The following is a 23060-nucleotide window of genomic DNA, read 5'->3' on the forward strand; positions in this document are numbered from 1 at the left end:
AAACCCTCGCAATGACGAGAGAAGAGTAAGACACGTCAAAAGAAAAACAAAAGGGGACTTCGTCATTGCGAACGGAGTGAAGCAATCCAGAGGATGATAACTGGATTGCTTCAGGTAAACCTTCGCAATGACGAGAGAAGAAAAAAGCAGGAAAAAACAAAAAAGAGGACTTCGTCATTGCGAACGAAGTGAAGCAATCCAGAAAACAAAAAATTAGTGGAAAGAGGAGGCTGTGTATACATTATGACTAACCAACGAAACGGAACACTATATATTGGTGTTACTTCTCGATTGATTGAGCGTGTTCAGGAACATAAGACTCGTATACATACTCAAAGTTTTACTTCAAAATATGGATGTACTATGTTGGTGTATTATAACGTTTTTAGTTCGATAGAAGAAGCTATAGCTGAAGAAAAACGAATAAAAGCAGGCAGTCGTTCCAAAAAGTTGAAATTGATAGAACAAATAAATCCTGAATGGAAGGATTTATGGAACGAAATAAAAGAATGGTAACTTCGTCATTGCGAACAGAGGGAAGAATAAACTGGATTGCTTCAGGTAAACCTTCGCAATGACGAGAGAAGAGTAAGACACGTCAAAAGAAAAACAAAAGAGGACTTCGTCATTGCGAACGAAGTGAAGCAATCCAGAGGATGATAACTGGATTGCTTCAGGTAAACCTTCGCAATGACGAGAAAGAAAAAAGCAGAAAAAACAAAAAAGGGGACTTCGTCATTGCGAACGAAGTGAAGCAATCCAGAGGATGATAACTGGATTGCTTCAGGTAAACCTTCGCAATGACGGGACAGAAAGAAAATATAAAACAAAAATAACTTTAACCTAAAATAACAACCAAAGACATGACATTGTACGACATCGCAATCATCGGCGGAGGCCCTGCCGGATACACGGCAGCAGAGAGAGCTTCGGCCGGAGGACTGAAAACCATCTTGTTCGAAAAGAACGCCTTAGGCGGAGTGTGCCTCAATGAGGGCTGCATTCCCACAAAGACGCTTTTGTATTCTGCCAAAACGCTCGACAATATAAAAAACTCGGCAAAGTACGGCGTCTCGGTAGAAGGTGAAGCAACCTTCGACCTACCCAAAATCATTGCCCGCAAACAAAAAACGGTTCGCAAGCTGGTAGCCGGCATCAAACAAAAGCTGGCGGCGCACGACGTGACGGTCGTAACAGGCGAGGCGGTAATAGATGGCGAGGACGGCGAACGCAATATCCTGATCTCTTGCAACGGCGAAACCATCACTGCCGCCAAAGTATTGCTTTGCACAGGATCGGAAACCATCGTTCCGCCGATCAAAGGGCTGGAAGGAAGCGATTACTGGACATCGAAAGAGGCTCTCGACAACAAGGAACTGCCCGAATCGCTCGCCATCATCGGCGGAGGCGTTATCGGCGTGGAGTTTGCTTCGTTCTTCAACAGTTTGGGCGTAAAGGTGAATGTCATAGAAATGCTTCCGGAGATACTCGGCGCGATGGACAAAGAACTGTCGGCAATGCTCCGCGCCGAATATGCGAAGAAAGGAATCAACTTCCATCTCGATACCAAAGTAGTGGAGATAAGGGGTAAGGAAGTGATCATCGAAAAAGACGGCGAACAATCGACTATCCCTGCATCCCGGATATTGCTGAGTACAGGCCGCCGCCCCGTAACGGCAAACCTCAGTCTCGACAAGCTCGGAATAGAGCTGTTCCGCAACGGCGTGAAGACTGACGGACAAATGCGTACATCGCACCCGAACGTATATGCCTGTGGCGATATTACCGGATATTCTCTTTTGGCACATACGGCTGTACGTGAGGGAGAAGTGGCTGTCAACAATATTTTGGGTAAAAAGGACAACATGAGCTACAAGGCTATTCCGGGAGTAGTTTATACCAATCCCGAAATAGTAGGCGTAGGACAGACCGAAGAAGAACTTACTACGAAAGGAATCGCATACTCGGTATTGAAGCTGCCGATGGCCTATTCGGGACGCTTTGTTGCCGAAAACGAAATGGGCAACGGCGTGTGCAAGCTAATCGTAAGCGAAGACCAAAAGATAATCGGCTGCCATATGCTGGGTAATCCGGCATCGGAACTGGTCGTCATTGCAGGAATAGCTATTGAGAAAGAATACACTGTGGATGAGTTCCGCAAGATCGTATTCCCTCACCCTACTGTGGGCGAGATTTTACATGAGGCGTTGTTTGCGTAAAACGGAATAAAAGAGAAAAGGGCTGTCCCAAAAGTATTTTCTTATATCTATTTACATACGCTACGCTCCTGTGACCGTTGATTGTCATGTTGAATTGCAAATCGGCGGAGCCAACAGGAGTGAAATATCTCTTTTCCTGAGGAATGAGATCCTTCGTTGCGCTCAGGATGACAAATAGGATAACACTTTGATAGTGTAATTTTACTTTTGGGACAGCCTCTTTCTTTATTCTTTGTAAAATAGATTCTTTATTTCAATACCTCGTCAATTTTAGCTTTCATCGCTTCGCCGCGAAGTTCACGGGCTACGATTGTACCATCGGGGCCGATGAGGATAATATGCGGAATACCATTTATACCATACAGAGTGGTAGGTATTTCTTTCGCATCTAAGATCTGAGGCCATGTCATGCCGTCTTCCTCGATAGCTTTCCTGGTCTTGTCCACTTCATCCCAAACCACAACGCCCAACAGTTCGAATTTATCGCCCTTATGCTTTGCATAAATTTCTTTCAGGTTAGGGCCTTCGGCACGGCACGGGCCGCACCAGCTTGCCCAGAAGTCTACCAATACATATTTGCCTTTTCCGGCATAGTCCGACAACGATTTCTTGGTTCCGTCGGGCTGATCGATGGTAAAGTCTACGAATTTCTGTCCTGCGGCTGTTACCTTCAGAGCATTATTGCGATCTATCAGACGAGTAACCATAGGCAGAGACGCAACACTCTTGTCCAGTTTGGCAAATATTGTATCCATTTGCCCTATACGATACGACATTGACATATCGCTTGCCACAATGGCGCCAATTATATTGTTTGCATTCTTATCGAAGGATTTCTCCAATTGGGCGGCATATCTCGGAGACCATGAAACTTCATCTATACTGTCGAAGGTTTTTCTCATCTGAGCTTCGTCTTTTATCTTTTCTTTCAGGTCTTTGTACAGATCGGAACGCTCTTTATACAGATCAGACATCCCTTTGTTGTAAGCCACCAATGCTTCGTTGAGTGCAGTACCCGAAGCGCTGCGTTCTTTCAGATCGGCGATAATATTGCCGTCCTCGAGTATAAGATTGGCGTAGTTGCGTTCGATACTGATTCGGGCATACTTCGCGCTGTCTGCCGTTCCTTTAAACAGGAATTTGTTGCCGGCTACTACCGTACTGTCTATTGCTTTGCGTGTATTATAATCGTAAAGATAAGCTTTCTTTCCGTTCAGGGCATCGTCTGCAACTCCTTCTACCGTGTACGACTGTGCTTTAATGCCGGAAGCAACAGTAAGCAAACCTATTGCCGTTGTTAAAAAAAATCGGGTTACTCTTTTCATCGCTGTATGTTAATTGATTAATATCATACAAATATAAAAAACAATTTCAGGAAACAATGTTTCAATCAAGAATGCTTTTCTTTTTATCCGGTTAAACACCTAAATTGTTATTAATGCCAATCAGCAGTTAAAGTTATTGCTGTAATGTAAAAGCGTTCGGTTATTTTCATACTTTTCTTCTGCGCGCAATCACAGATTGCTTGCGTTCTCAACATATGCTCATCACTGCCGCGCCCTGCGAAACTTATGCGCAAGAAGCTGACGCACGACAAGCGGCTGCCTTGTCTGGCTTTAGCCGCGCCGTTAGCTTCAAGTACGGGGTACCCATAGGACGAAGAAGGCGTTAAAAACAAAAACGTGTTTGAGCTTATCAAATGATTCGTATACTACAAAACCCGGAGCGAGTTTTTTTGTTTAGCCTTTAAGTCCGTTATGGGTCGGACGTTGAAGCGGGGCGCAAAAGCGTTTTTGGTTCCTTTTGCGGCTTTGGGCAAAAGGGACGCAAGCAATCTGTGATTGCGCGCAGAAGAAAAGGATGAAAATAATCGAACAATTAATTACATACACTTCGTTCCTGTGATTCCTATGATTATTAATTCAACTACTGATTCACATTATTAACAAAATATTTTTGGAAAACAAAAACAAATAATTACTTCTGTGTCTCGAAAGTGCCCTTGCAATATTGTCTAACAAGCATTGTGATCTGCACTATAAAAAGTATCAAAAACCTGGACTTCTGAAAAGATGCTCTAGGTTTATTTTTTTATATTACTTTATCACCGGCTTTTTTGTAACGAGGGCATCCTATGTGATGAGGGTGAAGCAATACGGACACAACGTGTACGAATCGGGAGTGAGAAGGGAATAAAAAATAATTGTATCTTCGTAATCGGAAACAATTAGTTTATGACAAACGACCATATAAAGAAAGCGGGTAAATTTATCTACAAGTACAAGTTTACCATTCTTTCGCTGATATACATCGGGCTAATAGCATTTCTGCCTATCAGGTTCGCGCCCAGCATACCAATGGCATTGCATGTACTGTCGTTTCTCTTTTTGCTGAACATTCTGGCAAAGACGAAATACACCCTTGCATTTACGCTGGTATTGGCGTATATACTTACTTTCAACGCCTATTTTGCATTCGTCTTGGGTACAGATGTATCGCTCGAAGTAATGGCTTCCATCTTCGAGACCCATGCCGCCGAGGCCGCCAGTATGCTCAAAAAAATATGGTTGCCCGCTATCGTGGCTTTTGCTGCGACCTCTGCCCTATTGGTATTTGCCGAAAAGGAATTGAAAGAAGCTAAATTCTCACGTAAATATTCTATAATCGTCCTGTTGGCTTATTTGTTGGCTATTCTCCCTATCATCTGCTACAAACGGATAAAGTATGAATATCAGGAAGAACTCTTTCTAGAATTTCCTGTACGGGTAGGGCAAGACAAGGTGAATATGTATGCCCCTGTGCTTTACGGCAATATAGCCACCATTGTAGCCTACCGGGAAGAAATGAACCTGCTGCGTGAATTTGCACAGGCTGAAAAAAAGCTGCCCGAAGGAATTGTATATAGCGATACCATACAGGTTCCGCAAAAAATATATCTGGTAATAGGCGAAAGCGCCTACCGCAAACATTTGTCGCTATACGGATATGCCGTGAAAACGACTCCGTTCCTCGATAGCCTTTCACTTGCCGAACCGCCTGTGATGAGGCGCTACGACGGCATAGCGGCGGCTCCCTTTACACGCAATGTATTGCGGATGGCTCTGTCGTTTGCCTCGCCACGCGACATGAAGCCTTTCTACGAAGAAAAAACATTGATAAATCTTGCCAACGACGCGGGTTACGATACGTATTGGATATCGAACCAGGGGGCTTCGGGCATACAGGATTCTTATTTGGGATATCTGGCTGCGAGCACAAAAGAAGCCATCTTTACGCAAGGGGGCTATCTGGCGAACGATGATTTTGACCTGATTCCTCTACTCAAAGGGGTGCACAATGGCAGTCGCAAGCAGTTTTTCGTTATTCATCTGGTAGGCAGTCACAACGATTATTCTGACCGCTACGATGCCGAAGATGCACAAGCCATACCGGGCGACAAGTCCCTGAAAAACGAGTACGACCGTTCGATCCATCATACCGACAGGGTTTTGCGGGAGATTTACAAGGTGATGCAACAGGATTCTACAGCGGTGTTCCTGCATTTTTCCGATCATGGCGAGATATTGGGCAAAGGTCACGGTCCCTGGAAAAACGGCGTGGCTCAGTTCGATATTCCGTTGCTGACTATCAACCGGAATGCCCAACAGATAAACAACGTAATGACAAAATACCTCGATCCGAAAACGAAGCTTATCAACAATTCGAGCACGATATACGTTTTGGCGGAAATGATGGGTTACATCATCCCTCAAAAATACGTGGAGCAATCGATCGAAGACGGCCGTTATGTACGCCATGCCGACCAAAGCTATTCGCCGTATGCGGATGTGAAGGAGGATTAGTTAATTTGAAAATTTGGAAATTTGAAAATGGCGCGAAGCGACAAAAAGGCTAATGTACTAATTGGCTAATTGGCACATTTTCAAATTGGCATATTTAACTCATTTCATTACCTTTGTAGGCAACAAAAATACAGATGGCAGATAATCTCAAGCGAAAAACAAGTTTAGCCCTTTTCTGGAGTTTCGTGGACAAGGGCGGGCAGCAAGTTATCCAACTTGTTTTCTTTTATATTCTCTCCCGTCTGATAGCCAAAGACGAAATAGGCGTCGTAGGGGTGCTCGCCTTGTTTACCGCCGTTGCCAACCTGTTGCAGGACAGCGGATTTTCGTCTGCCCTTATCCGCAAAAAAGAGGTAAGCCCGCAGGAATATACTTCGGTCTTCTATTTTAATATCTCGATAAGTATTTTTATCTACATCGTTTTCTTTCTGGCGGCTCCTGCTATTAGCTGGTATTACGAAAAACCGGTATTGACAAACCTTTCGCGCTTTATTTTCCTTGCTTTCGTATTCAATGCCTTTGCCACCATACAGAATGTAAACCTGATAAAAAAGCTCGATTTTAAGTCCAACACCCGCATCACTCTCTTTGCAGGGTGCATATCGGGATTGGTAGCCATCGCGATGGCATACTACGGGTTCGGAGTATGGAGCCTCGCCGCTCAACAGGTATTACAGGCTTTCCTGCGAAGTTCGTTACTTTGGATGTTCGTCAAATGGCGTCCCGAAGGAGGATACAGGCATGTGCACATTCGCGAGATGTCGTCTTTCAGCCTGAAACTGCTGCTAACAGCATTGCTCAATCAGGTATGTTCCAATATATTTCCGCTTATCATCGGTAAACGGTTCTCTTTTGAGCAGGTGGCTGCTTATGGACAGGGTAACAAGCTGACCAGCACACCACAGTCGATAATCAGCGAAGGAATAAAAAGTGTGGCTTATCCCTTGCTTACCAACGTGGGCGAGGAAGGAACCAGAGGCAAGAAGGTATTCCGCAAAATAGTACGCATCACGGCATTTATTTCCTTTCCGGTGGGCTTATTGCTTATTGTTTTGGCAAAGCCGGTAGTCGCGTTCTATCTGCCCAAAGAATGGGGCGATGTAGTTCCTATCCTGCAAATACTGGCAGTAGGCGGGGCTGTTTATCCGCTCTACGGACTTGTCTCCTCGCTGCTCCAATACAAAGGAAAATCGGGGATGATGCTACGGATCGAAGTTTTCCGCAACATATTGCTGCTCCTGTCCATCCTCATCAGCATCAAATACGGTGTTGTGGGTTTGGTCGCAGGAATCAGCCTGGTAAATCTCGTAGCCTTTTGCGTCGGAATATACATTTCGGGCAAAACGATATTGTACACACTGAAAGAAGTATTTCTGGACGTTGCTCCTTATATGGCTATTGCCGGCATATCGTTTCTGCCGTTACTATTCCTCAACAAGTTGGGAATCGAAAATATGTACCTTCTGTTTGCCGTTCCGCTAGTTCTGGGCAGTTTTTTATATCTGCTTATTGTAAAATTGCTGGGATCGGTAGTATTGCAGGAGACAATAGATTTTGTAAAACAATCTTTTAAGAAATCATGCTAAAAACGTTGCAACTTATATTTGGAATATACCCCCGCCGCATCATGCGAAGCGTGAAAGCGATACCGTGGTACAGACGAACGAAAAAAGAATTTGCCCGACAAACAAAAGATTCGGGCATGCCTTTTCCATTGACTAAGAGTTATCCTTGTCTGCGTGATAAGGATGAAGACGGTGGCAATGCATCGGGACATTATTTCCATCAGGATTTGCTGGTGGCGCAACATATTTTTAAAGCTGATCCGGCGAGGCATGTCGATATAGGTTCGCGCATCGACGGCTTTGTATCTCATGTGGCATCGTTTCGCGAAATAGAAGTGATAGATATCCGTCCTTTAGATAGCGAATTGCCCAATATTAAGTTTGTACAGGCAGATATGATGAATCCTGTAGGCGAACACCTGGAAGGCTATGCAGATTCGGTGTCTTCGCTCCATGCCACAGAACATTTCGGGCTAGGCAGGTACGGCGACCCTATCGATGCAGAGGGGCACCTGAAAGGCCTTGTTAATATTTATAATATTTTACAACCCGGAGGAACGCTCTATTTTTCCGTTCCTATTGGCCCTCAGCGGGTCGAATTTAATGCGCACAGAGTTTTCTCGGTACGCTATCTGCTTGATTACTTTGAAGATAAATATAGCTTGCTGTCTTTTTCGTTTGTAGACGACAGGGGCGATATCCATCGCAATATTGAGTTAGATGAACAGAAAACAGCCGACAACTGCGGATGTAACTATGGATGTGGTATATTTATTCTGAAAAAGAAATGAAAATGAGCTGATAGCTATTAGCTAACAGCCGCATTATATAAAAACCAGATGGTAACAGTACTATTATCAGGAGGATTAGGGAACCAGATGTTCCAATACGCGGCGGCAAAGGCGTTGGCAAAACGGCTGAATACGTCTGCGGCAATAGACCTCTACCCCCTGACAAAGAAAACACATGCCACTATCCGTCGCTACGAACTGGGGATTTTCAATACAGACGCACCTATCGTATCTACCCTCAGGGGGAGGATGCTGACAAAGGCGCGCCCTTACGTTCAGAAGCACAGAGCATTCTTCCGGCGTTTCGGACTGTTCACCGACACCTATGCTATTCTTTATCAACCTGCATTCGACTCCCTGAAAGGAAGTGTTACTCTGTCGGGCTATTTCCAAAACGAAAAATACTTTAAAGGCGCTGAAGCCGATATTCGCGACGCTTTTACCTTTCGCCATCCCTTGGAGGGGAAGAACAAACATGTCGCAGGACTCCTTACCGCCACAGAATCTGTATCGATACACATCCGCCGGGGCGATTATGTGCAAAATGCAAACGTAGCGTCCAACTTCATTACTTGCGACGCGTCGTACTACGAAAAGGCTGTTACGTATCTGTGCGAAAAAGTAAGCAATCCGTCTTTCTATATATTCTCCGATGATTTTGATTGGGTAAAAGAAAATCTTAATTTTGGAAATCATCCCGTATCGTTCGTCGATTGGAACAGGGGAAACAAAAGCTACATCGACATGCAGCTGATGAGCCTTTGTAAGCACAATATCACAGCCAACAGCAGTTTTAGTTGGTGGGGAGCCTGGCTCAATGCCAATCCTGATAAGATTGTTGTTTGCCCCGATAAATGGTTTCGGGAGGAGAAGAAAAACGCCATGCTGAAAGATTTTTATCCCGAAGGATGGAAGATGATATAAAGCCAATAGCCTTTAGCTAATAGCTATAAATTAATTTAACGATTTAATATTTAAATATTTAAACATTGAATTTTTAAATCATTTAGTTGCTAAAAGCTAACGGCTAAGAGCTAAAAGCTATAAAAGAATTATGACAAAAGTTTCCATATTAATGCCGGTCTACAATGCAGAGCAATATCTTGCCCAGGCAATAGACAGTATCCTGAACCAGACGTTCAAGGATTGGGAACTGATTATTATAAACGATGGTTCTACCGACAGTAGCGAGACCATTATATCCCGCTACAAGGACAATCGTATCTACTACTACAAGAATCCCGAAAACCTGAAACTTATAAAAACCCTGAACAAGGGGATCGATTATTGCCACGGGAAATATATAGCCCGCATGGATGCCGACGATTTCAGTTTTCCTGAAAGGCTGGAATATCAGGTCGAGTTTTTGGACAACAATCACGATTATGTGATGTGTGGAACAAACGCCATTGTGATAGATGGGAATTTCAATAAGACCGGTAAAATACGCAATCTGCCGGACGACAATCTACTTCAGGTCAATCTTCTGTTTTCGCCGCCGTTTATTCATCCCAGCGTAATGATCCGCCGCGAAGTTCTTCAAAAAAACCGTTACGATGAGGATTACAAGCATGTGGAAGATTACGAATTATGGTGCCGCGTAGCACGGCAGGGCAAGGTGGCAAACCTGCAAAAAGACCTGCTGGCTTACCGTTGGCACGATACCAATGTATCGGTGCTGAACAATCAGTTGCAGGAGGAAATGAAAGACAGGATTATCCGCGAACAGCTAAAAAGACTGGATATAGAGCCTACCGACGAGGAACTTTATTGTCATAAGATCACATTCAGGCTCTACGCTTTGGGACGGAAGCAGGATATTTCCGTACAACAATCCGAAGCTGTTTCGGCATGGTTTGAAAAGCTGCTTCGCCAAAACAAAAAGATAAAAAGATACGACCGGGATGATTTTAAAGCTTTCCTATGGGCACGATGGGCAGTGCTGTGCATCTCACAAAAAAGATATTCAAAAATATTCTCGCCGGCTTTTGCCTCATACCATCCGGACGTACTGTCACAATTATTTGAACTGTTTTTTTTCTTGAAAAATAAATAATGGAAGAGAATCTGAAAGAGATATATAACCCCGAAGGATCGGAACTAAGGACATTGCAACTCAAAATGCTCGATATACTGATTACCGTAACCGACATTTGCGACCGTCACAACCTGCCGTATTGGATAAGCGGAGGAACACTGTTGGGTGCAGTCCGGCATGGAGGATTCATCCCTTGGGATGATGATATAGACATCGAACTGCTTCGTCCTGATTATCAGAAATTGCTCAAAATATTGCCGAAGGAGCTACCCGGTAACCTGTATCTGCAAACCCCAAAAGAGAAATCGTACCGGCTATTGTTTTCCAAAGTCAGAGACAGAAATTCCATCGTTTATTCCGAAGAGGAAGATATGGCAAGTTATAAGGAAAAAGGCATATTCATCGACATTTTTTCGGAAGAAAGAAGCTACCGTTGGCTCAAAAACATTGTCGATTTCTTCTATGGAAGGGCTTTTCGCCGATTGAAGCGTGGACGTCCTTTTCATTCATTAAAATATTTCTACGAATATACTACGTCGTTAGCGCTCTACCCTATCGGCATTCTGCTGATATGGATTGCCCGTGGCATTTGCGCCATCACCAAGCCCGGCAATATTCTGCACAGCTACGGCATCGGCAACTCTACCAACCACAATGCCCGGTACATGTTTCCGGTAAGTAAGGTAGTATTCGAAGGTCGTGAGTTCTCCGCGCCGAAAGATGCAGACACTTATCTGACAAAGCAGTACGGAAACTATATGTCTATCCCTGCGAAAGATAATAGGCCTAGCCACTTTATGAAAGTAGAGTATCTTGGTAAGTAGTTAGTAGTAAGTAGTAAGTAGTAAGTAGTTAGCTTATAGTCTTTTATCACTTCGCGCCATTTTAACTACACTTCGTTCCGTTGAACGTTGTTTCACATTTTCAAATTGGCTCATTTTCAAATTGGCACATTGGCACATTGGCAAATTAGTTTTACTTTTGTAAGTAGAAAAAAGACAAACAATGAAAACGAGCATGAATAGCGATTCACCAAAGTCTATGATAATTTTGTCATGCGAGTTTCCATACCACCATTAAAAACAAAATTATCGTATGAAACAAACGCTACTTACTATATTTACAATATTCTCAGGATTCCTGACAGGGCAAACCCTTAACATCGGGGTGATTACCGATATGCACTACCTGTCGGAAAAGCTGATGGATGGCGGTTATGCCGTAGACAACTACGTATTTGCCGGCGGTAGGAACATAAAAGACGTACCTGCCGTGCTGGATAAAGTGATCGACGAATATCTGCACAGCAACATCGAAGTGCTGCTCATATGCGGTGATATGACCAAAGACGGTGAAAAGCAAAGCCATACCGACTTTGTAAAGAAGCTGAAACCATTGCAGGATAAAGGAGTCCGCATATTTGCCATTCCGGGAAACCACGACATTAATATACCTAATGCGGTAGAGTTCAGAGGGAATAAAACCTTTCCCGTGCCGAACGTTTCGCCCAAAGAATTTAGTGACATATACGCAAGCTGCGGTTACAAGGGCGCGCTAAAATATGATGCCTCATCGCTGAGTTACGTGGCTGCGCTCAATAGTAAAACATGGCTGCTGGCAATAGATGCCGCCAAATATACCGACGGGGCCTCTTCGTCGGGACGCATATTGCCCGAAACGGAAAAGTGGATTGTGGACGTGCTCTACGAAGCCCGTGAAAAAGGTATTCAGGTGATAGGCATGATGCATTGGGGACTGACCGAACACATTATGTATCAGTCGGTAGTGTTTGGAGACTATCTGGTTGGGGATTGGGAAAGACTGAGAACCTTGTTTGCCGACAAGGGTATGAAAGCTGTATTTACGGGGCATTTCCATGCCAACGACATCACGGCTTTTACTTCCGGCGAGGGAAATACCATTTATGATATAGAGACAGGCACATTGGCAGCCTACCCGTTTGCCTATCGCTTTGTAGAACTGGATGCGGAAGGAATGAATATTACGACCAAAAATGTGACATCTATTCCCTCGAATCCCAATCTGGCAGCCGATAGCAAAAAGCTGATACGCCAATTGGCACATAAACAGGCAGAGGGTAAACTCAAAAAGATGAACCCGGACTTTCCGGCTGAAATATCAGCCCGTTTTGCCGAAGTATTGGCACAAATATTTGTACTCCATGCCGGTGGCGACGAGCAGATGGACGATCACCTGAAACAGTTGATACAAAATCTGGCTCTGGCTTTGGGGAATCCGGATGAGGATATGGACGAAATGCAGCTCGATTTTCCTCCTGCCGACAATAATACTTATTTGCCAATTTGAAAATGTGCCAATTTGAAAATTTGAAACAACGTTCAACGGAACGAAGTGTAGTTAAAATGGCGCAAAGCGACAAAAAGGCTAACTACTTACTACTTACTGAAAATATATGCTACAACTATCTCTATATAATGTTAATATATCAATAAATCTACCACTATGAAAGCGTATATATTTTTGCTAATATGTGTTTTAGGTATTTCCTGTAAATCAAGGAATGATAAACCAAAAATATATTTCTCCGATGTGGAAAATTTTTGGATAGCATATGACAGCCTTACTGATACAAACGATAGTATCGCTGTAATTCAGGCATTGTATTTCGACAAAGCAAGTAAAGGACTATCAGAATTTTTTAAAGTCAGACCAATGTTTACTCCAAGTGCTTATGTAGAATCGATAAGAAAACACCCCAAATTTTGGCAGTCGGTAAGAAGCCGCACCGAAAAAATAAAAAATGAAGTCGAAAGTATCGACAAAGCTTTCTCTAAAATAAAAGAAATATATCCTACATTCAATATTCCTGAAATCTATTTTTTAATAAGCCCTATTGGAACAGGAGGAACAACTTCTCTTGATAACAAAATGTTATTATTAGGAGCCGAAATAGTTATGGCAGATTCAACCGTAAGTAAAATAGAATTTGACAGTCCTTTAAATAACATCATAGGTACAATCAATGTTCCTCTATACGTTATCCATGAATCAATCCATACAGCACAAAACACAGAAAATGAATCCAGTGTATTAATAGAAACTCTAATGGAAGGTTCTGCTGAATTTATTTCATGTTATATCCTAAACAAGCCATTCAGAGAGAAAAAATATAATTTTGGCTACGAGAACGAATGTATGTTATGGAATGAAATGAAATTAGATATGGAAAAAGATTCCAACTTTGATAAATGGTTTGGTAATTATTATTCAAATCCTCATCCCGATATGGGATATTTTATAGGATATAGAATAATTGAATCTTATTATAATCTTAAAGAGAATAAGGCCGAAGCTTTGATTAAAATAATAGAACTAAATAATCCGAACGAAATATTATCAGAAAGTAAATACAACGGAAATTGCAATTAACTAATTACCTAAAATACAAGATGCTACAACTATCTCTATATCCCGATCTGATAGAAGCCGGATGCGACGAGGCCGGACGCGGTTGTCTGGCTGGGCCTGTTTTTGCGGCGGCAGTCATATTACCCGACGATTTCGAATGTGAGGAACTGAACGACTCGAAACAATTGAGCGAGAAAGTCCGCTACAAGCTTCGCCCCTTTATCGAAGAAAAGGCTTTGGCATGGGCGGTCGGCATTGTGGATCAAAAGGAAATAGACGAAATAAATATACTCAACGCATCCTTTCTGGCAATGCAGCGCGCTGTGGCTTCGCTAAAGATAAGGCCACAACATCTGCTGATAGACGGCAACCGCTTCCGCAAATACGAAGACATACCTCATACCTGCGTAGTGAAGGGTGACGCCAAATTGCTGCCCATAGCAGCGGCATCGGTGCTGGCGAAGACATACAGGGACGACTTCATGCTGAAAATAGCAGAAGAACATCCTCTTTACGACTGGAAGAATAATAAGGGCTATCCGACACAAAAGCATCGCGATGCCGTATGCAGATACGGCGCTACGCCCTACCACAGGCTAAGCTTTAACCTGAAAGAAAAGCAACTGAAACTGGATTTTTGAGGAAATGAGTAAAACGATGGTTAAGATTTCATCTGGATTGCTTCGTCAGCTAACGCCTCCTCGCAATGACGCATAAAGCCAATACTTTACGTCATTGAGAGACATATTTTCTCTTCTCGTCATTGCGAACGAAGTGAAGCAATCCAGGGTATTGATTATTAATGGATTGCTTCGAGCAAAGCTCTCAATGACGGGCGTTAAGATATTGAATAGTCTTTCATCAACTCTTGAGGGTAACCGTCATGATAGCAAATATACAATATTACAGAGATGGAAAAGGGCAAGAAGCACGATATTCCAAAGAATCCATAATATATTATCTTATGAGAAAGGCTATTCTCGTCGTAAGGATTTAAAGCGCAATCTATATCCATAAAAAAGGTGTATAATAAATTTGCAACTCCCATCATGATAAGATATGCGATTCCCTGAAAAAACATTGTAAATAGAGTTACTTCAAAGTATGGAGCAGGAATCAATATACTGCCTATAATGCAATAGGAAATAAAACCTAGAAGTCCAGCTATTACCAGAGCAATGTTGTATTTTCGCCGATGGCTTTTCCACCACTCTCTTGTCCTAAATTCTTCATTCACCATATACGGAAACAAAACACCTACTTGGCAGCGCCTTCAGCCACTTTCTCAAACAAAACCGCTTCTTTTGCCCTTGCCTTTTTTACAGATTCTTCATCTTGAGGATTGATTCCGTATTTTACAGGAGCAGGTATCGTGAGTTTTGTACCTAAGGGTACATTATTGACATTCTTTATTTTGCCTTTATTTTCTTCGTAAATGTATACCCAGAAAGACTTATTTCCGTAATATTTCAACGCTATATTTCGCAATGTATGTCCGGGCTGTATAGTTTCCACACCTATGGCTCCATTTGCCGATGCCTGCGGAGTAACAGCTTCAGCCGGCTTAACAGGTGGCGGTGGCGGAGCTTGCATATCCCTGCCACGGTCTTTCAACAAAGGATTCGGTTCTTGCACATCTTTTTTTACTGCATCCTGCTTTGGCGCGAGAGTATCCATAAGAATAACGTCAACTTGAGGCTTCGGAACAGGAGCTTCTGCTACCTGCATATTATTTTCGCTATCGGATGTAGCTTTGTCGAAATACGAAACTATCTCCTGAAAATACAATCCTCCTACAACAAATCCGGCTATAATGAGGAAAATGAAGAATGCAAGAGTGATATACCGCTTGCGTATACCCTTTCTTTTTGGGACTATGTCTTCGTAGACAAGGTCGCCGTCTTCATCATCAATCATTTTACTTGCCAACTTTTTATCTTTTAGCTTGTCTTCTTTTATTACCAAAAGTATGTCTTCTATATTTACATTGTGCGATGCAGCCTCTTCTTCTATCTTAGCGATGATGTCCTCCGGAACGTATTTGCTTGCAGGCTCAATTATTTTTTCTTCTGTTGCAGACTCTGGTTCAGCAACTTCGTCCGCAAGTTCTTCTACGACTTCTTCTTCCGGTATGCCAGTATTTATAATTCCAACAGATTGAGTAGCTGTTTCAGATATATTTTCAGTGATTTCTTCTTCTATGGTTACATCTTCTTCAACCTCTTCGCCTTTTTCTTCCTCAATTTCGCTTTCTATATTATCAAAAGTCACGCCCTCCTCAAGCACAACACTCTCGAAGTGTGCAAACGGACGGTTCACAGACTCTTTCAGCAATTTATCGGGATTGAAGCTCAGCTTGTAATGCGCGGCTATTTCAATGGCCTCTCCGGTATTTACATCCACACTCTTGCGCGCATTTACTTTTACAAGCTTGAAAGTACCGAAGTCTTTAATCTTTACAGATTCGTTAGCCTCTATATTTTCCGTAACTACAGCAATAAGCTCCCGCAAGAAAGCTTCCGCGTCTTTCTTGGTTATTTCCTGTTTTTTAGCCAGAAGATCTATTAAATCCTGGAGGCTGAGACGTTCATCCATTGACCTCTAATTTTTTAAGGTTATCTTTTATGCTCTGACAGGGACGAAAAGCCAGCGTTATTTTAGGAGGGACAAGGAAACGTTGTTTCGATACAGGATTTACCGATATGCGCTCTCCTTTTTTCTTCGTTTCGAACTGGCCAAAACCTTGTATATTAATGGTATTGCCTTCTTCGAGATTGCTGCTTATAACAGATACCGCCGACTCCAGCACTTCAGTTGCCTGGCGCTGTGTCCAGCCTAAACGTTTGGCAAGGGTAGCCACTAATTCCTGATTTGTCATAATTCATATTTTAAAAGCTGTTAGCCATTAGCCGATAGCTGTTAGTAACGCAAGCGACAAAAAAGCTAATAGCTAACGGCTAACGGCTATCAGCTGTTAACTATTGCTTATTTCTCCAAAAAGGTCAAACGGATGCGCATCGGTAACGCGAACATCGTAATATTCTCCAATATTAAGAATTTTATTTTTCTTTACCAACACTTCGGGGTCAATTTCCGGCGAATCGTACTCAGTGCGGCCGATATAATAATCAGCATCCTCTCTGTCTATAATCACTTTCAGGGTTTTACCTATTTTCGCTTCGTTTATTTCGAGCGCTATACGTTCCTGTACGGCCATCAGTTCGTCCATGCGCTCTTGCTTCACAGCATCGGATATACTGTCTTTATAGTTATCGTAGGCGTATGTTCCATCCTCGTGCGAATAAGGGAAAGCCCCCATACGTTCGAAGCGTACATCTTTTACAAACCGGAGCAGTTCGTCAAAATCTTTCTGAGTTTCGCCGGGATGCCCCACCATTAGCGTTGTGCGCAGATGTATTCCGGGTACTTCTTCCCGGATGCGCTTCATCAGGTCGTATGTCTCTTGTCTGGAAATATTGCGGCGCATCTTGGTCAACATATTGTCGCTGATGTGCTGCAAGGCTATATCGAGGTATTTGCACACGTTGTCGTTTTCGCGCATTACCCTCAACAGGTCGTAAGGGAAATGAGCGGGATAGGCATAATGCAGGCGAATCCACTCCACGCCGGGTATCTTAGCAATACGTTCGATGAGTTCGGGCAATTTAGCGGTCTTGTAATTGTCGAGCCCATAGAACGATAAGTCCTGCGCTATTACCTGAAATTCTTTTACTCCGTTGGCTACCAGATGGCGGACTTCTTCCTCTATCTCTTCTATCGGGCGCGACTGGTGTTTGCCTGTCATGATAGGGATAGAACAATAAGAACAGGTGCGGTTGCAGCCTTCCGATATTTTGAGGTAGGCATAATGTTTCGGCGTGGTGATGCTGCGTTCCAAAGCAAGGTCTTGTTTGAAGGTCTTGCCCAGATCGGAGATCAGCGCCTTCCATCCGAATTTGCCGTAAAAATTATCTACTTCGGGTATTTCTGTCCTGAGTTCATCCATGTACCTCTCGGTAAGGCAACCCATTACAAACAGTTTACTAAGCTTGCGCTCTTTCTTGGCTTCGGCAAATTCGAGGATCATATTGATCGACTCTTCTTTGGCATCGCCTATAAATCCGCAAGTATTGATTACAACTATTTCGCCTTCCGACTTGTCGGGATCGTGCTTTACGGTGTATCCGTTAGCCAGAAGTTGTTTCATGAGCAGCTCGGAATCCACCAAATTTTTGGAGCATCCGAGTGTTATAACGTCTATTCTGTTTTTCTTCATTAAATTTTTACCAGTGTCTCCCGTTTCTCAGGATTTGCAATCAGGAATGATCGGAAGATTTCAATATATCATATATTATTGTTTATCTATTCAATAGTTTATAATCAGGTCGGTAAATATATTCTATGACACTGAGGCTCACTGAGCAGACACGGAGAAACACTGAGTTTTTTTTAGTCTCAGTGAACCTCAGTGCCTGCTCAGTGTTTCTCAGTGTAACTGTTTTTTTTTGATAAAATAAGTTGCAATTGACTGATAGTTAATAACATAAAATCTTCCGCCCATTCCTGATTGTAAATCCGAAAGAACGAAAGACCAATTTTCATATGTATAAAGCCAGATTTTTTCAATATCGTCAAGGGCTTCTTTACTTATTGTACAAGAAGACATTATTTCAAATATTTAGCATGAAGCTTTTCCAAATGTTTTACCCCGTCAAAATTTCTTACAATCTCACTTTTTTCTCCTTTTTTCAGTTCGTTCACAAGGGCTTTTTCCCGATTTTCCTCTTGCTCAAAACATCGTAAAGCCGCCCTGATAACTTCACTTACAGAATTATACTTTCCGGAAGCAATTTGTTCATTGATGAAATTTTCAAAATATTCGCCCAACAAGATGGATGTATTTCGTGCCATGACTTTTTCTAACAAATATACCAATTATTGGTATACGATCAAAATGTTTTTAAAGAATTTACCCACCAAACAGGCTGTCGACAAATTCTTTGCGGCGGAATACCTGCAAATCGTCGATACCCTCTCCTAAACCTATATATTTAACAGGAATTTTAAATTGGTCTGATATGCCGATCACAACACCGCCTTTGGCCGTGCCGTCGAGCTTGGTAATAGCCAACGCTGTAACGTCTGTTGCAGCTGTAAACTGGGTCGCCTGCTCAAATGCATTTTGTCCGGTAGAGCCGTCGAGTACGAGAAGCACTTCGTGTGGAGCGCCCGGAACAATTTTGTTCATAACGTTCTTTATCTTGGTCAGCTCGTTCATCAACCCCACCTTGTTGTGAAGACGTCCTGCCGTATCGATAATAACCACATCGGCATTGTTCGACTTGGCAGAGCTCAGTGTATCGAATGCAACGGATGCCGGGTCGGAACCCATCGACTGTTTTACAACAGGCACGCCTACACGCTCGCCCCAGATAACCAATTGTTCTACGGCAGCGGCGCGGAATGTATCGGCAGCGCCAAGATAGATCGATTTACCGGCTTTCTTGAACTGATTGGCCAGCTTGCCTATTGTCGTCGTCTTGCCCACACCGTTTACACCTACCACCATGATTACATACGGCGAAGGTTGGCCTTCCAGCGAGAAGTCTTCCATATCACCCGTATTGTTTTCGGTGAGCAGTTGGGCAATCTCATCGCGAAGTATGGTGTTAAGCTCTTCGGCGCTCACGTATTTGTCTTTAGCTACACGGTCTTCGATGCGCTCTATGATTTTCAGCGTGGTATTTACACCAACATCCGATGTAATCAGGACTTCCTCCAGGTCGTCGAGCACATCTTCGTCTACCTTCGATTTTCCGGCTACGACGCGCGACAGTTTAGAGAACATCGACTCTTTGGTCTTTTCGAGTCCCTTATCTAAAGTTTCTTTTTTTTGTTTCGAGAAAAAGTCAAATAATCCCATGATAGTTTAATTCTTTTTGATTTATTCCTGGCAAAACAATTGCCTTGTGCAATCTTGTAAATATCTTTATTAATGGCCTTGTACAAAGCTACAAAATGGATAATAAAAAACCTCCCTGCATGAGAATGAAGGAGGTGTTTTAGATATTTTTAACAAGATTATTTTGCGAAATAATCTTTTACGGCTTCATTAGGAACCATTTCTTCTTTAAATGTGTAAGCGCCTGTTTTAGGAGACTTTACCATTTTAATTACTTTTGCATAGTTACGACCATCTTTAGCAGATGGATCACGGTAACCCGCTACTGTCTTCTTTGCCATGGTTTATATTGTTTTACTTAATTTCTTTGTGAACAGTCATTTTTCTAAGAATCGGGTTGTATTTTTTCAACTCAAGTCTTTCTGTTGTATTCTTTCTGTTTTTTGTAGTAATGTAACGGGATGTACCCGGCATACCACTTTCTTTGTGCTCTGTGCACTCGAGGATCACTTGTATCCTGTTTCCTTTTGCTTTCTTAGCCATTTCTCTTTCCTCCTGAAATTATGCGTTCAAATAACCTGCTTCCGCCGCTTTTTTAAGCGCGGCATCCAACCCTATTTTATTGATTGTACGAAGCCCGTTAGCTGAAACGTTTAGGCTGATCCAACAATCTTCTTCTACCCAGTAGAATTTTTTAGTAAAAAGATTGACGTTAAATTTTCTCTTAGTCCTTTTATTAGAGTGAGAAACGTTATTGCCAACCATAGCTTTCTTTCCTGTAATTTGACAAATCTTGGACATTGCTATCGTATTTTTTATGTTTATTTTTCTATATTCGTGTGCAAAATCGGGATGCAAATTTAGTTATATTTTTCAAACCTACAAATATTTATCACGTTAAAGTTTTGTTTATTTTTCATTTGACAGAACAAAAAGATGTAAAGTCTTAGAGGGTTACTCATTTTTGATTACTTTTGTCAAGTTCATAAACAGAATAAGCAAAACTAAACAAATTAGACAATCCTAAATGCTTTTTAATAGCTATATTTTTATCGTTTTATTAATCATAACCTTTGGACTATACTATATACCTAAGCTGGGAAAACTTCAGATCCCAATCCTTATTATATCTAGTCTTATATTTTATTCTTACGATCAATTTCACTTTGTTCTGTTGCTGCTTTTTTCAGCCGGAATAAATATACTGACCAGTTACTATGTAGTGTACGGGAATGTTAAAAGAAAAAAGATATTGGCGCTCACAGGTGTTATTGCTAATCTTTGCATCCTTGCTTTTTTTAAATATAGTTCTCTTATATCTACATTCCTTAACCCTGCCGACTCGATAGGCAATTTTTTACTACATATACCTCTGCCCATTGGAATATCCTTTTTCACATTCGAGGGGATAAGCTTACTGATGGATGTTTGGAAAGAAAAATACGTGAAAAATAAGCAAATAGTGTCTAAGTCGTTAGCCAAACATGCTCAGCACACCTTGTTTTTCATATCCTTCTTTCCTCATCTGATAGCTGGTCCTATACTGAAAGCTCACGAATTTTTCCCGCAGATCAAACAGAAATACTTCAAGGAAATACCGTGGGAAGCTGCATTTAAGAGCCTGATAACGGGTTACTTCCTAAAAATGGTTGTGGCAGATAACCTGAAAGATTTTACTTTCTGGATTACTTATTTTGAGTCGGCTTCATCACTCACACTCATTGTTATGCTGTTTGGATATTCGATCCAGATTTTCGCAGATTTTGCGGGCTATTCTCTTATTGCTATTGGTCTGGCAAAGTTATTTGTGTACAACTTCAATATCAACTTCCATTTCCCTTACATATCCACTTCTTTTAAAGAATTCTGGAAACGATGGCATATTTCACTCTCTACATTCCTGATGGAGTATCTTTATTTTTCGTTGGGTGGAAACAGAAAGGGTAAAATTCGTACATATCTCAATCTTATAGTAACCATGACTTTGGGTGGATTGTGGCACGGTGCAGCATGGAGTTATGCCCTGTGGGGGTTAATGCATGGACTGTTATTGGCTATCGAACGATTTATAACAAACAATAATCCAGGTAAAGGATCATACAAGTTTACCAATTTTATTAAATGTATATTCGTTTTCTCAGCGGTTTCTCTTCTTTGGTTGTTTTTTGCGCTCCCTGATATAAATCACGTTTTCTCTTTTTTTCGATCTGTAGGAAACAATCTCTCTTTTAATAATGATATTAGCCTTATCAGTTATATACTGGTATATTCTTTCCCTGTGATATTGTATCATTTGCTTTACCTCTGTAAAGGGAGTTTCGCTTGGAATTTTATTAAAAAAATTGAGTTTGTATTTTATGCCAATATGTTGTTTCTCATTATTACAAACAGCGGAACGACATATGCTTTTATCTATTTCCAATTCTAAGAAAAACGATTTATGATAAAAAAAACACTTTTAGGTTGTTTACTGTTGCTTTCCATCCACTTTTATGTAAGGGAAATATACAAGCCTCATGTTATACAAAGTCAGTCCCAATGGCAAGACAATCAGATATTAGCTCAAGGATATCTTTATTCAAACACTGATAGCATAGAAAATCTGTTAATAGGAAGCTCGATGACCCTGAGGCTTATAATGGATAGTCTCCCCAATTTTTACAGATTGTCGTTCGGAGGCGAAGCCCCAAGACAAGGCTTAGGACTAGTTGTTTACAAAGGAACTTATCCTAAACGGGTCTTTATAGAAATAAACACTTTGATAAAGGAAACCAACGATAATTTCAGCAATAGCTTGTACAACCCCGTACTTGCCCCCATACGCGAGAAATTTATTTGTATGCGCGATGGCAGACAACCTATCCCTTTATTAACGTTAAAAGTAAGAGTGAATATTGTAGAACGCATTGTTCCCGCCAGTTTCTATGTGAAGAATGAAAATAACAGGAATACGAGAGTAAATAACACTGGCAATATAAAAATCAAAAAGCAAGAAACTCTTAATGCGAAACAACAAGAAGCATTCGAAGAAACGAAGAATTTAATAGAAAATTTAGTTCGCAATAAAGTAGAAGTTATTTTCTTTGAAATGCCTCAGGAGAGAGACATGGATTGCAAGTCAGGTGTTTATCCGCTGTATAGGACGGTGGCAGAATCAAATTTTGATAATGGCAAATATGCCTTTTTACCCAAACCGGAATGCGGAACTTATGAAACCACAGACGGTATCCATCTGGGGTATGAAGAGGCAAAAAGATATACATCTCATTTCAAAACTCAAGTAGATAGTCTTATCCGAAAAAACAAATAATAT

The 23060-nt window shown here is 41.8% G+C and carries 23 protein-coding genes; 13 read left to right on the forward strand and 10 right to left on the reverse strand.

Going from position 1 to position 23060, the window contains the following annotated elements; translation table 11 throughout:
* Nucleotides 1-216 precede the first annotated feature (216 nt).
* Both ACYPZI_RS00550 and lpdA read left to right on the forward strand, forming a co-directional pair.
* Nucleotides 217-516, forward strand: a complete 300-nt coding sequence (locus tag ACYPZI_RS00550; protein ID WP_459597555.1) for a GIY-YIG nuclease family protein — start codon at nt 217-219, stop codon at nt 514-516.
* A gap of 347 nt (nt 517-863) precedes the next feature.
* On the forward strand, nt 864-2219 hold the full coding sequence (gene lpdA, locus ACYPZI_RS00555) for a dihydrolipoyl dehydrogenase (RefSeq protein WP_459597556.1): 1356 nt from the start codon (nt 864-866) through the stop codon (nt 2217-2219).
* Nucleotides 2220-2467: 248 nt separating this feature from the next.
* On the opposite strand, the gene ACYPZI_RS00560 is transcribed toward lpdA, so the two are convergent.
* On the reverse strand, nt 2468-3544 hold the full coding sequence (locus ACYPZI_RS00560; RefSeq protein WP_459597558.1) for a redoxin domain-containing protein: 1077 nt from the start codon (nt 3542-3544) through the stop codon (nt 2468-2470).
* A 909-nt stretch (nt 3545-4453) separates the two neighbouring features.
* On the opposite strand from ACYPZI_RS00560, the gene ACYPZI_RS00565 reads away from it, so the two are divergent.
* The 9 genes from ACYPZI_RS00565 to ACYPZI_RS00605 all read left to right on the forward strand — a co-directional run bounded on the left by ACYPZI_RS00565 (nt 4454) and on the right by ACYPZI_RS00605 (nt 14486).
* Nucleotides 4454-6061: a sulfatase-like hydrolase/transferase gene (locus tag ACYPZI_RS00565; RefSeq protein ID WP_459597560.1), complete on the forward strand. Its 1608-nt coding sequence runs from the start codon at nt 4454-4456 to the stop codon at nt 6059-6061.
* Nucleotides 6062-6195: 134 nt separating this feature from the next.
* On the forward strand, nt 6196-7647 hold the full coding sequence (locus ACYPZI_RS00570) for a lipopolysaccharide biosynthesis protein (protein ID WP_459597562.1): 1452 nt from the start codon (nt 6196-6198) through the stop codon (nt 7645-7647).
* On the forward strand, nt 7641-8417 hold the full coding sequence (locus ACYPZI_RS00575; protein WP_459597564.1) for a DUF268 domain-containing protein: 777 nt from the start codon (nt 7641-7643) through the stop codon (nt 8415-8417). Before ACYPZI_RS00570 ends, ACYPZI_RS00575 begins: the two co-directional genes overlap by 7 nt.
* Nucleotides 8418-8465: 48 nt before the next feature.
* Nucleotides 8466-9341: an alpha-1,2-fucosyltransferase gene (locus ACYPZI_RS00580; protein WP_459597566.1), complete on the forward strand. Its 876-nt coding sequence runs from the start codon at nt 8466-8468 to the stop codon at nt 9339-9341.
* Nucleotides 9342-9471: 130 nt separating this feature from the next.
* A complete protein-coding gene (locus tag ACYPZI_RS00585; protein ID WP_459597568.1) occupies nt 9472-10473 on the forward strand; it encodes a glycosyltransferase family 2 protein in 1002 nt (333 codons plus the stop codon).
* The gene (locus ACYPZI_RS00590; protein WP_459597570.1) at nt 10473-11279 is read left to right on the forward strand and encodes a LicD family protein; all 807 of its coding nucleotides are present in this window, start codon (nt 10473-10475) and stop codon (nt 11277-11279) included. Before ACYPZI_RS00585 ends, ACYPZI_RS00590 begins: the two co-directional genes overlap by 1 nt.
* 271 nt (nt 11280-11550) lie before the next feature.
* Nucleotides 11551-12783, forward strand: coding sequence for a metallophosphoesterase family protein (locus ACYPZI_RS00595; protein WP_459597572.1), 1233 nt, complete (start codon nt 11551-11553; stop codon nt 12781-12783).
* A gap of 156 nt (nt 12784-12939) precedes the next feature.
* Nucleotides 12940-13866 carry a gliding motility protein GldB-related protein gene (locus tag ACYPZI_RS00600; protein WP_459597574.1) on the forward strand — a complete coding sequence of 309 codons (927 nt, stop codon included), beginning with the start codon at nt 12940-12942 and terminating at the stop codon, nt 13864-13866.
* A 20-nt stretch (nt 13867-13886) separates the two neighbouring features.
* Nucleotides 13887-14486: a ribonuclease HII gene (locus ACYPZI_RS00605; RefSeq protein WP_459597576.1), complete on the forward strand. Its 600-nt coding sequence runs from the start codon at nt 13887-13889 to the stop codon at nt 14484-14486.
* 197 nt (nt 14487-14683) lie between these two features.
* Here the strand turns inward: ACYPZI_RS00605 and ACYPZI_RS00610 are convergent, their stop codons facing one another.
* From ACYPZI_RS00610 to rpmB, 9 genes are all read right to left on the reverse strand, one after another.
* Nucleotides 14684-15085 (reverse strand): hypothetical protein, encoded by a 402-nt coding sequence (locus ACYPZI_RS00610; RefSeq protein WP_459597578.1) that lies wholly within the window; start codon nt 15083-15085, stop codon nt 14684-14686.
* A gap of 17 nt (nt 15086-15102) precedes the next feature.
* Nucleotides 15103-16440, reverse strand: a complete 1338-nt coding sequence (locus ACYPZI_RS00615) for an HU family DNA-binding protein (protein ID WP_459597580.1) — start codon at nt 16438-16440, stop codon at nt 15103-15105.
* Nucleotides 16433-16723 carry an HU family DNA-binding protein gene (locus tag ACYPZI_RS00620; protein WP_459597581.1) on the reverse strand — a complete coding sequence of 97 codons (291 nt, stop codon included), beginning with the start codon at nt 16721-16723 and terminating at the stop codon, nt 16433-16435. The genes ACYPZI_RS00615 and ACYPZI_RS00620 overlap by 8 nt, the downstream gene beginning before the upstream one ends.
* A 96-nt stretch (nt 16724-16819) precedes the next feature.
* Entirely contained in the window at nt 16820-18121 is a 1302-nt protein-coding gene (rimO, locus tag ACYPZI_RS00625; protein ID WP_459597583.1) for a 30S ribosomal protein S12 methylthiotransferase RimO, read from the reverse strand.
* A 389-nt stretch (nt 18122-18510) separates the two neighbouring features.
* A complete protein-coding gene (locus ACYPZI_RS00630; protein WP_459597585.1) occupies nt 18511-18756 on the reverse strand; it encodes a type II toxin-antitoxin system ParD family antitoxin in 246 nt (81 codons plus the stop codon).
* Nucleotides 18757-18814: 58 nt separating this feature from the next.
* Entirely contained in the window at nt 18815-19768 is a 954-nt protein-coding gene (ftsY, locus tag ACYPZI_RS00635) for a signal recognition particle-docking protein FtsY (protein ID WP_459597587.1), read from the reverse strand.
* A gap of 158 nt (nt 19769-19926) precedes the next feature.
* Nucleotides 19927-20088 carry a DUF4295 domain-containing protein gene (locus tag ACYPZI_RS00640; protein ID WP_459597589.1) on the reverse strand — a complete coding sequence of 54 codons (162 nt, stop codon included), beginning with the start codon at nt 20086-20088 and terminating at the stop codon, nt 19927-19929.
* A gap of 13 nt (nt 20089-20101) precedes the next feature.
* Entirely contained in the window at nt 20102-20290 is a 189-nt protein-coding gene (rpmG, locus tag ACYPZI_RS00645) for a 50S ribosomal protein L33 (RefSeq protein WP_459597591.1), read from the reverse strand.
* 18 nt (nt 20291-20308) lie between these two features.
* A complete protein-coding gene (gene rpmB / locus ACYPZI_RS00650; RefSeq protein ID WP_459597593.1) occupies nt 20309-20548 on the reverse strand; it encodes a 50S ribosomal protein L28 in 240 nt (79 codons plus the stop codon).
* 373 nt (nt 20549-20921) lie between these two features.
* On the opposite strand from rpmB, the gene ACYPZI_RS00655 reads away from it, so the two are divergent.
* Both ACYPZI_RS00655 and ACYPZI_RS00660 read left to right on the forward strand, forming a co-directional pair.
* Nucleotides 20922-22175 carry an MBOAT family O-acyltransferase gene (locus tag ACYPZI_RS00655; RefSeq protein ID WP_459597595.1) on the forward strand — a complete coding sequence of 418 codons (1254 nt, stop codon included), beginning with the start codon at nt 20922-20924 and terminating at the stop codon, nt 22173-22175.
* A 12-nt stretch (nt 22176-22187) separates the two neighbouring features.
* Nucleotides 22188-23057, forward strand: coding sequence for a hypothetical protein (locus tag ACYPZI_RS00660; protein WP_459597597.1), 870 nt, complete (start codon nt 22188-22190; stop codon nt 23055-23057).
* The last annotated feature ends 3 nt before the right edge of the window (nt 23058-23060 follow it).

Source organism: Dysgonomonas reticulitermitis (genome assembly GCF_054601275.1).